The organism is Kosakonia sp. MH5 (genome assembly GCF_009935945.1).
Lineage (GTDB): Bacteria > Pseudomonadota > Gammaproteobacteria > Enterobacterales > Enterobacteriaceae > Kosakonia > Kosakonia radicincitans.
In genome coordinates, this window is the sequence record NZ_QODH01000002.1 from 517003 (window position 1) to 531201 (window position 14199).

At 55.1% G+C, this 14199-nt stretch carries 10 protein-coding genes; 6 read left to right on the forward strand and 4 right to left on the reverse strand.

Annotation, left to right across the window (positions count from 1 at the left end; genetic code table 11):
• Positions 1 to 69: 69 nt before the first annotated feature.
• Positions 70 to 1422 carry a molecular chaperone gene (gene yegD / locus DK872_RS08765; RefSeq protein WP_107146569.1) on the reverse strand — a complete coding sequence of 451 codons (1353 nt, stop codon included), beginning with the start codon at positions 1420 to 1422 and terminating at the stop codon, positions 70 to 72.
• Positions 1423 to 1553: 131 nt separating this feature from the next.
• Between yegD and alkA the strand changes: the two genes are divergently transcribed.
• Positions 1554 to 2396: a DNA-3-methyladenine glycosylase 2 gene (gene alkA, locus DK872_RS08770; RefSeq protein WP_161518246.1), complete on the forward strand. Its 843-nt coding sequence runs from the start codon at positions 1554 to 1556 to the stop codon at positions 2394 to 2396.
• A 52-nt stretch (positions 2397 to 2448) separates the two neighbouring features.
• On the opposite strand, the gene DK872_RS08775 is transcribed toward alkA, so the two are convergent.
• Positions 2449 to 5778, reverse strand: a complete 3330-nt coding sequence (locus DK872_RS08775; RefSeq protein ID WP_161518247.1) for a diguanylate cyclase — start codon at positions 5776 to 5778, stop codon at positions 2449 to 2451.
• A gap of 353 nt (positions 5779 to 6131) precedes the next feature.
• Between DK872_RS08775 and udk the strand changes: the two genes are divergently transcribed.
• The 3 genes from udk to asmA all read left to right on the forward strand — a co-directional run bounded on the left by udk (position 6132) and on the right by asmA (position 9307).
• A complete protein-coding gene (udk, locus tag DK872_RS08780; RefSeq protein WP_007371245.1) occupies positions 6132 to 6773 on the forward strand; it encodes a uridine kinase in 642 nt (213 codons plus the stop codon).
• A gap of 83 nt (positions 6774 to 6856) precedes the next feature.
• Positions 6857 to 7438, forward strand: a complete 582-nt coding sequence (dcd, locus tag DK872_RS08785) for a dCTP deaminase (RefSeq protein WP_007371246.1) — start codon at positions 6857 to 6859, stop codon at positions 7436 to 7438.
• A 21-nt stretch (positions 7439 to 7459) separates the two neighbouring features.
• Complete coding sequence (gene asmA / locus DK872_RS08790) at positions 7460 to 9307, forward strand: outer membrane assembly protein AsmA (RefSeq protein ID WP_007371247.1); 1848 nt, start codon at positions 7460 to 7462, stop codon at positions 9305 to 9307.
• Positions 9308 to 9349: 42 nt separating this feature from the next.
• Here the strand turns inward: asmA and DK872_RS08795 are convergent, their stop codons facing one another.
• On the reverse strand, positions 9350 to 9934 hold the full coding sequence (locus tag DK872_RS08795) for an NUDIX domain-containing protein (RefSeq protein ID WP_007371248.1): 585 nt from the start codon (positions 9932 to 9934) through the stop codon (positions 9350 to 9352).
• 84 nt (positions 9935 to 10018) lie between these two features.
• On the opposite strand from DK872_RS08795, the gene DK872_RS08800 reads away from it, so the two are divergent.
• The gene (locus DK872_RS08800; protein WP_007371249.1) at positions 10019 to 10774 is read left to right on the forward strand and encodes a DeoR/GlpR family DNA-binding transcription regulator; all 756 of its coding nucleotides are present in this window, start codon (positions 10019 to 10021) and stop codon (positions 10772 to 10774) included.
• Positions 10775 to 10778: 4 nt separating this feature from the next.
• On the opposite strand, the gene DK872_RS08805 is transcribed toward DK872_RS08800, so the two are convergent.
• A complete protein-coding gene (locus DK872_RS08805; protein ID WP_007371250.1) occupies positions 10779 to 12362 on the reverse strand; it encodes a TerC family protein in 1584 nt (527 codons plus the stop codon).
• A 689-nt stretch (positions 12363 to 13051) separates the two neighbouring features.
• Here DK872_RS08805 and DK872_RS08810 point away from each other — a divergent pair.
• Positions 13052 to 14197, forward strand: coding sequence for a polysaccharide export protein (locus DK872_RS08810; RefSeq protein ID WP_035888731.1), 1146 nt, complete (start codon positions 13052 to 13054; stop codon positions 14195 to 14197).
• The last annotated feature ends 2 nt before the right edge of the window (positions 14198 to 14199 follow it).

Consider the following 14199-nt stretch of genomic DNA (forward strand, 5'->3'; position numbering starts at 1 on the left):
GATGGAAATTTGCGTTAGGGGTAATATGGAGAAGAAAATCATGCCGGATGGCGATCATCCGGCAAAATATTAGCGAAACAGAACCTGCGCCCAGCGGGCAAGCCCGGCGGTGACAGAGCCAAAATCATCGCCGCCCGCAATCGGAATCCCCGGCAGCGTTTCCGCCAGCGCTTTCTTGATGATGGGCGAGCGGGCGCTCCCGCCGGTCAGGTAGATTACTTCCGGCGTTTCGTTGCTGTTTTCCAGCGCCAACTGCACCTGCTCAATAATGCGCTGTAACGGCTGATTGAGCGCCGCTTCCAGACCCTCCTGGGTGATGGCAGTGGCAAGATCGTCGCTGATAAACGGCAGCGGCGCGGTGACATGCGCTTCTTCCGAGAGCGCTATTTTGCTCTCTTCGGCGCTGCGCACCAGCCGGTAGCTCAGACGCTGCCGCCACACTTTCAGCAGCAGGGCCACTTTTTCCGCGTCGCGGGCGTCGCGCAGCAGATCGTTGAGCAGACGGCCATTGGCGGCGCTGTAAAATTCGGTTTGCGCCGGCACATCGTTGATCGCCACCGCGTTCCACCACGGCAGAATTGGCAGGGCGATGCCTTTTTCCGTCTGGCCGCCCATACCAAGCAGAGGCATCAGGCTTTTAAACGCCAGTGCGATATCCAGATCGTTACCGCCAACGCGGCAACCGCTGTGGCCGAGTAGGCTGGCTGCACGATCCTGTCTGGCGCGCCACTGTGGGCCCATCAGCAGAATGGAGCAGTCTGTTGTTCCGCCGCCAATATCCACCACCAGCACGCGTTTCTCTTCGCTTAGTGTGGCTTCAAAATCGAGCCCTGCTGCTACCGGTTCATACTGGAACACCACATCACGGAAACCGGCGCGTTTCGCCGCGCGCTCAAGGATCCCCTGTGCCTGGGCGTTAGCATCATCGCCGCCGAGCCCCTGGAAGTTGATCGGTCGGCCAATGACCGCCTGGTTGATGCTTTCCGGCAGTTGCGTTTCGGCCTGCTGGCGAATGTGCAGCATCATGGCGCAGACCAGATCCTCAAACAGGGCGATCTGCTGCGGTTTCAGGCCGCTGGCGCCGAGGAAGGATTTCGGCGATTTAACGAAGTAAACCTCTTCCGGATCGCTCACATACTGACGCAGCGAGGCGAGGCCAAATTGTACGCTGGCGGCGTTGACCTCAATATCTTCCTCACGGTTAAAGCTCACTGCCCGGCGCAGTAGCGCCTGGGTTTCGCTCCCCGTAGCCGGAACCTGATGGTGACGATAGAGCCATTCGCTGACGGCTTCGCGCGTTGGCGCGCAGAGCATAGATGGCAGCAGCGTACTGTTATTTTCCATGGTCAGCAGGTGTGGCGCGCCATCGCGCATTACTGCAATCGAGCAGTTTGCTGTCCCGTAGTCAAAGCCTACAAACACGTGTTTATCCCCATGCCAGTGAAGAAGGGGGGCGACTTTAGCCGAATGCGGCGCGGGCGACAACCGGAATATGAAAGCAAGGCGGAAAATTCCGATGCCGTTTATGCTGTTAGCAGAAAAGAGGAGCAACTATGTACGAACTGCGCTGGCAGCCGCCCTATGACTGGGCCTGGATGTTGGGATTTTTAGGCGATCGCGCCGTAGCGGGTGTTGAAGAGATTGATGCGACACGCTATGTGCGCTCCTTTGCCGCTGGCGAGCATCGCGGGTTGATTGTTGCCGAACCGGATGAGGCGAGCGCGACATTGAGGGTCACACTCAGCGAAGGTTTGCAGCCGATTGCGGAACTGTGCCTGCAACGGATTCGCTGTCTGTTTGATCTTGACTGCAATCCGCAGGAGGTGACCGCGGCGCTGGGGACGTTGGGCGCTGCGCGACCGGGGTTGCGCCTGCCGGGATGTGTTGATCCATTTGAGCAGGGCGTGCGGGCGATTTTAGGCCAGTTAGTCAGCGTGGCGATGGCGGCAAAGCTGACGGCAAAGGTTGCGCAGCGTTATGGCGATGCGCTGGATGAGCGCGGTTTTCTCTGTTTTCCCACGCCGCAGCAGCTCTCTGTGGCGCGAATTGGGGATTTGCAAACGCTCGGCATGCCGCGCAAACGCGCTGAATCGCTGATATATCTGGCACAGGCAGCCTGCGACGGTTTGCTGCCGCTGACGGCACCGGTGGATGTGGAGCAGGGGGTGAAAGCCTTGCAAACTTTCCCCGGCATCGGCCGCTGGACCGCCAGCTACTTTGCCCTGCGCGGCTGGCAGGCGAAAGACATTTTTCTACCCGACGATTATCTGATCAAGCAGCGTTTTGCCGGGATGACGCCCGCGCAGACGAGGCGCTACGCCGAACGCTGGCAGCCGTGGCGCTCTTATGCACTGTTGCATATCTGGTATACGGCGGGGTGGGAGCCTGAAGTGTGATGCCTTGTGGTTTTAATGCATTTTCCGTCCGGATAAGGCGCCACCCTGTTTGTCAGTTGATAGCGAAATAACTGGTATTCAGCATCAAATCCAGCGGCTGAGCCTGCGAAATAATATCGCCATAAATCATATCGATGCCGACGCCGGAAAGGGTATCCATCATCAGCGGCTGATTGGTCGGCCCGGCAATGCTCTTCATGCCAAGGCGCTGGGCGTGGCCCTGAATAATGGTCACCATCATCTCGTCCATCAGATTACCGTGAACGTTGGTAACCAGTTCCGGATCGAGCATCAGGTAATCGACCATATTCGGACTCAGGCGGTTAAAAATATCCAGATCGTGCCCGATACGGCTGAGAATAATGCGGCAACCTGCCTGGCGCAGCCGCTTCAGATTGTCGAGCAGGGTGTTATCTTCACGCATCAGCGCATCGGCATGTACCACCAGATGCAACAGCCGGGCGGATAGCGGGCCGCTTTCCAGCAGTTCGAGCAGTTCATTCACCAGCGTTGTGCTGGAGAGCCCGGCCACGGAAAGCGGCAGGGCAACGCCGAGCCCTTTACCCGCAACGGCAGTAGCGTGGTTACGGAAAAACTCATGGAATACGCGGCGGTCGAGCGCGCGGATCAGCTCTGATTCGCTAAGGCCGGAACGGAAAGCGTGCTCCTCCATCACTTCGCCTTCGCTGGTCCACAAGCGCAGGGAGAGTAGCCAGAAGTTGCAGGCCTCCGGTACGCGCGGCGACGCTACGCCGCGGGCAATCAGCAGCAGATGATTGTCTTTGATCATATGCCACTGTTCATCCAGCGACATGATGCTGCGATCATGCTGCATCTGGCCTTGCTGCGGTTCGTACACGGTCACGATCCCGCGCCCATTATTTTTGGAGGCATAACAGGCGATATCCGCCTGCGACATCACTTCTGAAGCCTGATAGTTAGTTTCATCAATCAGCGAAATTCCGGCGCTGGCGCCGATGCGGTGCAAACGGCCTTCCCACATAAAGTGGTAGTCATTGATGGCTTCAACAATACGCCCGGAAATATACCGCGCGCTCTCGACATTACAGTCCGGCAGCAGTAAACCGAATTCATCGCCGCCAAGGCGGGCAAGAATATCGGTCGAACGCAACATGCTGAGCATCAGCGACGCGATCTCGCGCAGCAGGGCATCCCCCGCCGCGTGCCCGGCTGTATCGTTGACGGCTTTAAAGCGGTCAAGATCGATAAACACCAGCGCATGACGCTGGTGGAATTCCTGTACTGTCAGCAGCAGGCGTTTGAGATGGTTTTCAAAACTGACCCGGTTCGCCAGATGGGTCAGCGCATCGTGGGAAGCGCTGTAGCTCAGTTGCCGCAGCATTTTGCGGGATTCCGTTACGTCCTGGATCACCAGCACAGAGCCGATATGTTGCCCATCCAGCGTGCTGAGCGGCGTTACGCTGTAGTGAATGTCGAAGCTGCCGCCGGTGCGGCAGTGCAGTACCACATCCTGTTCAATGGCCGAACGTGACATATCACCACTGTGGATGTTTTCCATCACCGGACCATTATCACCAAACGTAATGCGCAGCACTGTCAGCAACGGCTGGCCGATAGCCTGTTCCTGCGCCCAGCCGCTCATTTTTTCCGCCACCGGATTCATAAAAGTGACGTTCATATCCACATCGGTACAAAGCACCGCTTCGCCGATGGAATCCAGCGTAATGTGCAGGCGCTCTTTTTCCTGGAACAGCGCGTCGTTCAACTGCTTAACTTCCGTCATATCCATATTGACGCCGAGCAGGCGTTCGACTTCGCCATGCTTGTTCAGCACGCGGTTTGCCAGCGCGCGAATATGGCGAATACCGCCTTTGACTCTAATGCGGAACTCCAGTTTGAAGGCCATGCGCGCCGCCAGCCCGTCGCGGATAATGCGTTCGGTTTCCGGCCTGTCTTCCGGCAGCACGCGCTCGTACCACAATTGCCATGTCGGTTTCGTGTGGGGCGGCACTTCGTACATCTCGAACATGCGCTTATCCCAACTGATAATGTCCGGCTCAAGCTCCCACTCCCAGATGCCAATCCCGCCCGCTTCGTTCGCCAGCGTGATACGCTCCATCAGGCGCTTGTTAACCCACTCGGTCTGCTTCAGATCGTTAATGTCTTCGACCTGGGCGATAAAGTAGAGCGGGGTGCCATCCGTATGGCGCACAACGGAAACTGCCATCAGCGCCCACACCAGTTCGCCGCTGCGCGTGTAATAGCGCTTTTCCATGGAGTAAGTGGAGATGTCGCCGCGCACCAGTTGCTCAAGCTGTTCCAGATCGCTGTTTAAATCTTCCGGGCAGGTGAGCTGCTGGAAGGTCATCTGCTGCAGCTCCTCCTGGCTGTAGCCCAGAAACTGACATAACGCTTTGTTGGCCTGTAACCACTGTCCTTCGGTGCTCACCAGCGCCATCCCGATGGCGGAATACTCCATCGCATTTCGAAAGCGCTCTTCGCTTTCGATGATGTGTTTGCGCTCGGCGCGAAAGGCGTACATCACCATCGTCATGACGTTCACCGGCAGCAGGATCATCAGAAACGGCAGCCACGGTGCGTTCATCATCACGTTGTTTTTCGGCATGGTGATGAGAGAGGGATCATCTGCAATCATCAGCGAGACCATCATGATGGTAATCAGAAAGACGAGAAAGGCTTCAACCCGCGGCAGACGCACGGCGCTCCACATCAGCAGTACAATGACCGCAGTAAACGGCCACGGCAGGTAGTGCAGCGCCAGCCAGCTTAGCCCGAGCGTGACAGCGAGCGTAACGAGTGTTTCCAGCAGCAGCTGAGGTCTACGGTGACGCAGCAGGTAATGCGGTTTAAACAGCAGGCCGAGCGGCACCAACGCCAGCGCGCCGATGGATTCCGACAGCACCCAGACCAGAAAAGTACGCAGAATATTGTCGCCGGGCACCAGCAGACAAACCAGCACGCCGCCGACCAGCGGCGGGATAATCGCGCTGCCGACCGCCAGACGCAGCCAGTCGCCGAGGTTTTGCAGCGGGTTATACCAGGGCAACAGTTTGCGCAGTAGCACCGCGCCTATCGCGGCCTCAATAACATTGACGGCGGTATAGCGTAGATCGACTGCGTTGGCCGATAAGAGCATGATTGTCGCCGCGACATTGCCCAGCACGCAGACCAGCGCGATGCCCGGCCACATCCGCCCGGCGTGGCGGTAAAATCCCACCATAATGATGGCGGTGGGAAACCACAGCGGTGCGATAACAGTGCCAAAACGGATAAGCTCCAGCGAGAAGAGCGTAAAGATGAAAGAGAGCAGCCCTAAACTGACAAGCCGCAACCCAGGATGTGGGGTGGTAACCAAAACGCGCTGGTGTTGTTTCTTCATTACCGCTTTATCCGCAACCCTGTGACGTCCGGAACCGCGTCCGGAGAGTGAAATTTGAATTTTGGATTATGCTAGTACAAACAATTTACAATTCCTATGCCGGGCGCTCATAATTTGACACCATAATGTTATTAATTACTTAGTCAGTAATAAAAACACATCTGCCGGGTTAATTTTGAGCGTTTTAATTTATGGCTGGTCAGCCAGACGGGCAAAAGCGAGCGGCTTTTTACCGTCCCTGTTTCCGCTAAGGATTCGGCTGGTATCACGACGGTGAAATCCCTATAATTGCCGCGTTTGACGCTTCGGCGTCGTCCTTCCTTTACATCCAGGTTAATCAGGTCGCTAAATTTATGACTGATCAGTCTCATCAGTGCGTCATCATCGGCATCGCCGGCGCATCTGCTTCAGGTAAAAGTCTTATCGCCAGCACGCTGTATCGTGAACTGCGCGAGCAGGTGGGTGATGAACACATTGGCGTTATTCCAGAAGATAGCTACTACAAAGATCAAAGCCATCTATCGATGGAAGAGCGTGTAAAAACCAACTATGACCACCCCAGTGCAATGGATCATAGTCTGTTATTCCAGCATTTGCAGTCTCTCAAGCGCGGCGAAGCTATTGAGTTACCGGTGTACAGCTATGTGGAACATACTCGCACCAAAGAAACTATCCGCATTGAAGCGAAAAAAGTGATCATCCTGGAAGGGATCCTGTTACTGACTGATTCACGCCTGCGCGATGAGATGAATTTCTCCATTTTTGTTGATACGCCGCTGGATATCTGCCTGATGCGCCGCATCAAGCGCGACGTTAACGAGCGTGGCCGTTCAATGGACTCGGTCATGGCGCAATATCAGAAAACCGTGCGTCCGATGTTCCTGCAATTTATTGAACCCTCCAAGCAATACGCCGACATCATCGTGCCGCGCGGCGGTAAAAACCGCATCGCCATCGATATCCTGAAAGCCAAAATCAGCCAGTTTTTTGAATAATACATGTTAGGCTATAGCACTGAGTGTTAAGTCCGGCCCCTGATCTTCTCAGGGGCGTGTCGCACTATTAAGGAGAATGCGCCATGCGTCTTTGTGACCGCGATATTGAAGCCTGGCTGAATGACGGTCGGCTTGCTATTAACCCGCGTCCGCCGGTAGAACGGATTAACGGGGCGACGGTGGATGTCCGCCTCGGCAATAAATTCCGCACTTTCAGCGGACATACGGCGGCATTTATCGATCTCAGCGGCCCGAAGCATGAAGTCAGCGCGGCGCTTGACCGGGTAATGAGCGACGAGATTGTGCTTGATGAAGGCGAGGCGTTTTTCCTGCATCCGGGTGAACTGGCGCTGGCGGTGACTTATGAATCCGTTACCTTGCCTGCCGATCTGGTCGGCTGGCTGGACGGGCGCTCTTCACTTGCGCGTCTGGGTTTGATGGTGCACGTAACCGCGCACCGCATCGATCCCGGCTGGTCGGGCTGTATCGTGCTGGAGTTCTATAATTCAGGCAAGCTGCCGCTGGCGCTGCGACCGGGCATGCTGATTGGCGCCCTGAGCTTTGAGCCGCTCTCCGGGCCGGCCGATCGTCCTTATAACCGACGTGAAGATGCGAAGTATCGCGATCAGCAAGGCGCGGTCGCCAGCCGCATTGATAAAGACTGACTGATCTCCATTGAGGATGTGATGAGAAGAGCGTTAACAACACTGATGATTTTGCTGGTCGTGCTGGTTGCCGGCCTTTCGGCATTAGTGTTACTGGTCAATCCGAACGATTTCCGCGCTTACATGGTGCGTCAGGTCGAGGCGCGAAGCGGCTATCAGCTACAGCTTGATGGCCCGCTGCGCTGGCACGTCTGGCCGCAGCTTAGCATCCTCTCTGGCCGCGTCACGTTGACGGCCCCCGGCGCGGAAATGCCGGTGGTGAAAGCCGATAATATGCGTCTTGATGTCAACCTGTTGCCGTTGCTGTCGCACCAGTTACAGGTGAAACAAGTGATGCTGAAGGGCGCGGTGATTCAGCTCACTCCGCAAAGTGAAGCGGCACCGGAAAAAAATGCGCCAGTGGCGCCTCATGGCAACTCACTGCCGCAGGTGGAATCGGATCGCGGCTGGTCATGGGATATTGCCCGCTTACAGGTTGCGGATAGCCTGCTGGTTTTCCAGCGCGCCAACGATGAACCGGTGACGGTACGCGATATTCGTCTGCAAATGGAGCAGGATGCGCAATATCAGGCGACGCTGGATTTCTCCGGGCGGGTTAACCGCAATCAGCGCGACCTGACGCTTTCATTCAGCGCGAAAATAGATGCACGCGATTATCCGCGTAATGTTAGCGCCGCTATTGATAAATTGCAGTGGCAACTTCAGGGGGGCGATACGCCACCGAAGGGCATCAGCGGGGCGGGCACATTGCAAGCGCAGTGGCAAAGCGCGGCACAGCGGCTGACGCTGAATGATGTCACTCTGAGCGCGAATGACAGCGCCTTTACCGGTAAGGGGAGCGTAACGTTTGGTACGCAGCCAGTCTGGGCAGTCGATGTGCAGTTCGACAATCTCAATCTGGATAACTTGCTGCCGCCGGAAGGGACGCTGAACGGCGACGGCGTGATGCCACAGGGACAGGAACAAAATCGCCTGCCGCGCCCGGTGATTTCCAGCGGGGCGGATACGCCGCAGTACAACGAACTGCGCGATTTTACGGCGCAAATCGGCATCACTGCGAAAAACGTACGCTGGCGCGGTATGCAGTTTGCCGATGTCAGCGGTCAGCTCAACAATAATGCCGGTTTGCTGGCTATCCCGACGTTGCAGGGCAAAATGGGGAACGGGCAAATCTCATTGCCCGGCACGCTGGACGTGCGCGGCAAGCAACCTCGCGCCGAGTTCCAGCCACGGCTGGAGAGCATTGAGATTGGTAATATCCTGAAAGCGTTTAACTACCCGATTGCGCTGACCGGCAGCCTGACCATGGCGGGCGATTTCAGCGGCCCGGATATCGATGCAGAATCTTTCCGCCGCGACTGGCAGGGGAGTGCACACGTCGATCTGAAAAACAGCCGCATGGAAGGGCTTAACTTCCAGCAACTGGTACAACAGGCGGTGGCTCGCAGCAGCGATGTGCATGCGAAAGATAATTTCGACAGTGCCACCCGGCTGGATAATTTCAGCGCAGAGTTGTCGCTGGATAACGGGCAGATGACCTTCAGCGATATGCAGGGTAGCTCCGCGCTGCTGGCGCTCACCGGGGAAGGCAAGATGGATCTGGTGCAGGAGCAGACCGATACGCGCTTCAATGTCCGGGTTCTGGAAGGATGGGAAGGTGATAGCGCGCTGATCGACTTCCTGAAAGCGACGCCGATCCCACTGCGCGTTTACGGTAAATGGCAGGCGCTCAACTATAGCCTGCAAGTGGACCAGGTGTTGCGTAAACATTTGCAGGATGAAGCCAAACGTCGTCTCAACGACTGGGCTGAGCGTAATAAAGATTCGCAAAACAGCAAAGACCTGAAAAAGCTGCTTGATAAGATGTAACTATCCGGCCAGTTCGGCCGGATAAGCAACGGCGCTGCAGGGCTATAAAATGCCTTCCAGCGCCAGATGTTGCAGTAGCATAATGGTTTTGCCGTCGGCAATATCGCCCGTACGGATTGCCGCCAGCGCGGTGGCAAAATCCATCTCCACCACTTCAATATCCTCTCCCTCTTCGATTACGCCGCCACCGCTTCCGGTGCGTTTGCTGTCATCGTATTCAGCAATAAAAAAGTGCAGTTTTTCGCTGACGGAGCCGGGGCTCATCCACGCCACAAACACTTTCTGTACCTGTTCCAGCCGGTAGCCGGTCTCTTCTTCCGCTTCGTGACGAATGCGCTCCTCAGGCTCAAGCTCATCCAGCAGGCCAGCAGCCGCTTCCAGCAAAAAACCGTGATGCTGGTTGACGAAAAGCGGTAAACGAAACTGTCGGGTGAGGATCACGCTCCGCTTGCGGCGGTTATACAGCAGGATCACCGCGCCGTTGCCCCGGTCATACACCTCGCGGGTCTGGCGCTGCCATTCACCGTCATGACGGCGATAATCAAAGGTGTATTTGGTCAGTTTTCCCCAATCTTCAGCGAGAGGCATCGACGCAATAATGCGTATTTGTGCATTTTCAGATGACATATCAGCTCCTGTGCAGGTAAGATAGCAGCATAACGTGCACATTCGTGCATTATCAAGGTTTTTCGTGCAAGCAGGAGCAACGCGATGCTAACCCCACAACGTAAGCAATTGATCCTCAACCAGCTTGCTGAAGAAGGGCAGGTGCTGTCGAAGGAACTCAGCGAACGATTTGGCGTCTCGGAAGATACCGTGCGGCGGGATCTGCGTGAGCTGGCGGCTGAGGGTTTGTTACAGCGTGTGCACGGCGGCGCACTGCCATCTTCCGCCGCTACGGTGACATTTGCCGAGCGGCAACATTTGCAGTCTGACGCCAAGCGGCGTATCGCGCAGAAAGGCGCGCAGCTCGTCTCAGCAGGGCAGGTTGTTATGATTGATGGCGGTACGACGACCTCTGAACTGATTACGCATTTCCCACAGGATTTACGCATTACCGTGGTAACACACAGCCCCAGTATCGCCGTTGGGCTGGCACAGCATCCGCTGATTGAAGTGGTGATGATCGGTGGCCATCTCTACAAACATTCGATCGTCAACGTTGGCGCAGGCGCGCTGGAATCTATCAGCCGGATACGCGCCGACCTCTTTTTTATGGGCGTGACCGGCGTACATGTGGACGCCGGTCTCAGCACCGGGGATTTTGAGGAGTCGCGTATCAAGCGCGCGCTGGCCGACAGGGCGGCAGAGACTGTAGTTCTGGCCTCGCCGGAGAAACTGAACAGCGCATCGCCATGGGTGATTGGCGATATCTCGCTTATCAACACGCTGGTGGTGGACGCGCAGACGGACGATCGCCTGCTGGCCCCGTTTAACCACCGTGGGGTGACGGTGGTTAAAGCGTAGCCCTTTACACTTCGTAGTCCGGATCTTCGTCACGCGTCAGCGGAATAATTTGCACTTTCTGCACGCGGTGGCTCTCAACTTCCAGGGTTTTCAGCAGAACATCGCCTACCTGCACCTCTTCACCGGGTTTGGGGATCCGCTGCAGGTACTCCATCAGCAGGCCGGCAATGGTGTGGTAGTCACGCTTCTCATCCAGCGGTATTGCGATGTACTGCACCAGATCCTCCAGCGGCATATGACCATTGGCCGTCCAGCTGCCATCGCTGTTTTTCTGAATATCATGGCGGGCATCGATCTCTTCCACTTCGTTTGGCAGATTCCCGGCGATGGTTTCCATCACATCGCTGAGAGTGACAATGCCTTCCACGGAACCAAACTCATCGACCACGAAAGCGAAGTGGGTGCGGGCATTGCGGAACTGCTCCAGCGCCTGCAACAGCGGCAGCGCTTCCGGGAACACCAGCGGCTGACGGATTAGCGCCTTGAGATCCAGCGGTTCGCCGCGCAGAGATTGTTGCAGCAGATCGAGCACATGAACAACGCCAAGCAAATCCTCTTCAGTATCGCCGCCCGTAACCACCACGCGCGTATGCTGGTTTTTATCCAGCAGGGCGCGGATCTCTGCTTCCGGCGCGCTGAGATCGATATGCTCAATATCGTGGCGCGACGTCATGATGCTGCTGACCGAGCGCTGATTGAGGTTCAGCACCCGCTCAATCATGCGCCGCTCCTGCGGATTAAAGATCTGGTTGTCGTCACTGTCGTGCAGCATCGAGGCGGTATCGGCATCCAGTTCAGCATCCTCTTTCCGCCCGCTGAGCAGGCGCATCACCGTTTCTGTCGTGCGCTGGCGTAGCGTCTGGTTGGCGAACAGAAAACGGCGGCGATTAAAGATAGCCAACTGGTTCAGCGCTTCAATCATCACCGAGAAGCCAATTGCGGCGTACAGATAACCTTTCGGAATATGGAAACCAAAACCATCCGCCACCAGGCTAAAACCGATCATCAGCAGGAAACTGAGACAGAGAATAACAATTGTCGGGTGGCTGTTGACGAAGCGCGTCAGCGATTTACTGGCCAGCAGCATCAGGGAAATGGCAATCACCACGGCGGCCATCATGACGGCCAGGTGGTCAACCATGCCGACGGCAGTGATCACCGAGTCGAGCGAGAAGACCGCATCCAGCACCACGATCTGGGTGACCACAGCCCAGAATTTCGCGCCACGTCGCTGCGTTGGATTGTCGCTGTCTTTGCCTTCAAGGCGCTCATTAAGTTCCACCGTCGCTTTAAACAGCAGGAACAGGCCGCCGAGCAGCATAATCAGATCGCGCGCGCTGAAGCTTAAGCCGCGCACCGTAAACAGAGGATTAGTGAGTGTCACCAGCCAGGAGATTGAGGCCAGTAAAAGCAATCGCATCAACATCGCCAGCAGCAGCCCGGTAATACGGGCGCGATCGCGCTGCGCCGCCGGCAATTTTTCCGCAAGAATCGCAATAAAAACCAGGTTATCAATACCGAGTACCAGCTCGATCACGACCAGCGTGACCAACCCGGCCCAGATTGATGGATCGGCAATCCATTCCATCGTAAACGTAACACCTTCTGTGATATGACAATTGTCACAGTGCGATCATGGATAAAGCTGGATGAAATTGCAATGCCAGCCTGCGATTATTCTTAATTTATTGGTTATGAGCAATACGTATAAATTCAATTTCCTTATTGTTACTGTGATTAATTATAAGGGAAAAATTAGCAAATTAGGATATTTCGCATAAGTAATTCCATATACAAAGTTTGTCAATATACGGTTAGTCTTAAAATTTGAAAAGTTTGTTCTTAAACTTATTCTTAAAAATATGTTTATCAGGGCTGGTGCCTTGCCTGCTATTCGCTTAGCTGCAACAATTCTTCCTGCATCACTCAAATATACTAACGATGTTATTTTCGTCATCGTTATTCGTTACAAATTCGATTCCTGCCGTATTTTTTCTGGTCTGCGGTACATTGCAACCTTAAGGCCTGTAAGGGATAACTATCAATGAGTTAGAGATGTTCAGTGAATTGGTAACTGAAAGCCAGGGGCGGTAGCGTGCCTGTGGGTATGTCAATCAGCCTGGATTATTCTGTAACCGCATGTGGTTGAATAAACGCTTTTTAGGATTGATGCCAGTTATATTCTTTCGTAATTAACTGCATTCTGATTCTGTGTACAACTTGAGCGCTTATATAAATCGCACAGGATAATTACTCTGCCAAAGTGATAATTAATCAATGATGAAATCTAAAATGAAATTGATGCCATTATTGGTGTCCATAAGCATGATGAGTGGCTGCACTGTTTTCCCCGGTAGCAATATGACTACGATGGGAAAGGATGTGATTAAACAGCAGGATGCAGACTTTGATTTAGACCGCATGGTGAATGTTTATCCTTTAACACCACGTCTGATTGAACAATTGCGCCCGCGCGTTAATGTCGCTCAACCAAATATGTCGCTCGACAACGAAATTGCGGCTTACCAGTATCGTGTAGGGCCAGGGGATGTATTGAATGTCACCGTCTGGGATCACCCGGAATTAACCACGCCAGCGGGCCAATATCGTAGTTCCAGCGACACAGGCAACTGGGTACAGCCTGATGGCACCATGTTTTATCCCTATGTCGGGAAAGTACAGGTGGTGGGGAAAACCCTCGCCGAGATCCGCAGTGATATTACCAGCCGTTTAGCGACGTACATTGCTGACCCGCAGGTGGACGTTAATATCGCCGCATTCCGCTCACAAAAAGCCTACATCTCCGGCCAGGTCGCCAAGTCCGGCCAGCAGGCGATCACCAACGTGCCGCTTACCGTGCTGGACGCTATCAACGCGGCGGGCGGGCTGACCGACAACGCCGACTGGCGCAACGTAGTGCTGACACATCAGGGAAAAGAGCAGCGCATTTCGCTCCAGGCGCTGATGCAGAATGGCGACCTCAGCCAGAACCGCCTGCTTTATCCAGGCGATATCCTCTTTGTACCGCGTAATGACGATCTGAAAGTGTTCGTGATGGGCGAAGTGAAAAAACAGAGCACGCTCAAAATGGACTTCAGCGGCATGACGCTGACGGAAGCGCTTGGCCAGGCCGAAGGTATCGACCTGACGACCTCCAACGCCAGCGGCATCTTCGTTATCCGTCCGTTGAAAGGCGGCGAGAGCGATCGCAGCGGCAAGATTGCCAATATCTACCAGCTTGATATGTCGGACGCCACCTCTCTGGTGATGGCGACGAATTTCCGACTCCAGCCGTATGACGTGGTGTACGTCACGACTGCGCCGGTGGCGCGCTGGAATCGTCTTATCAACCAGTTGCTGCCGACAATCAGTGGCGTTCGCTACATGACCAACACGGCCAACGATATCCAAAACTTGCAATGACT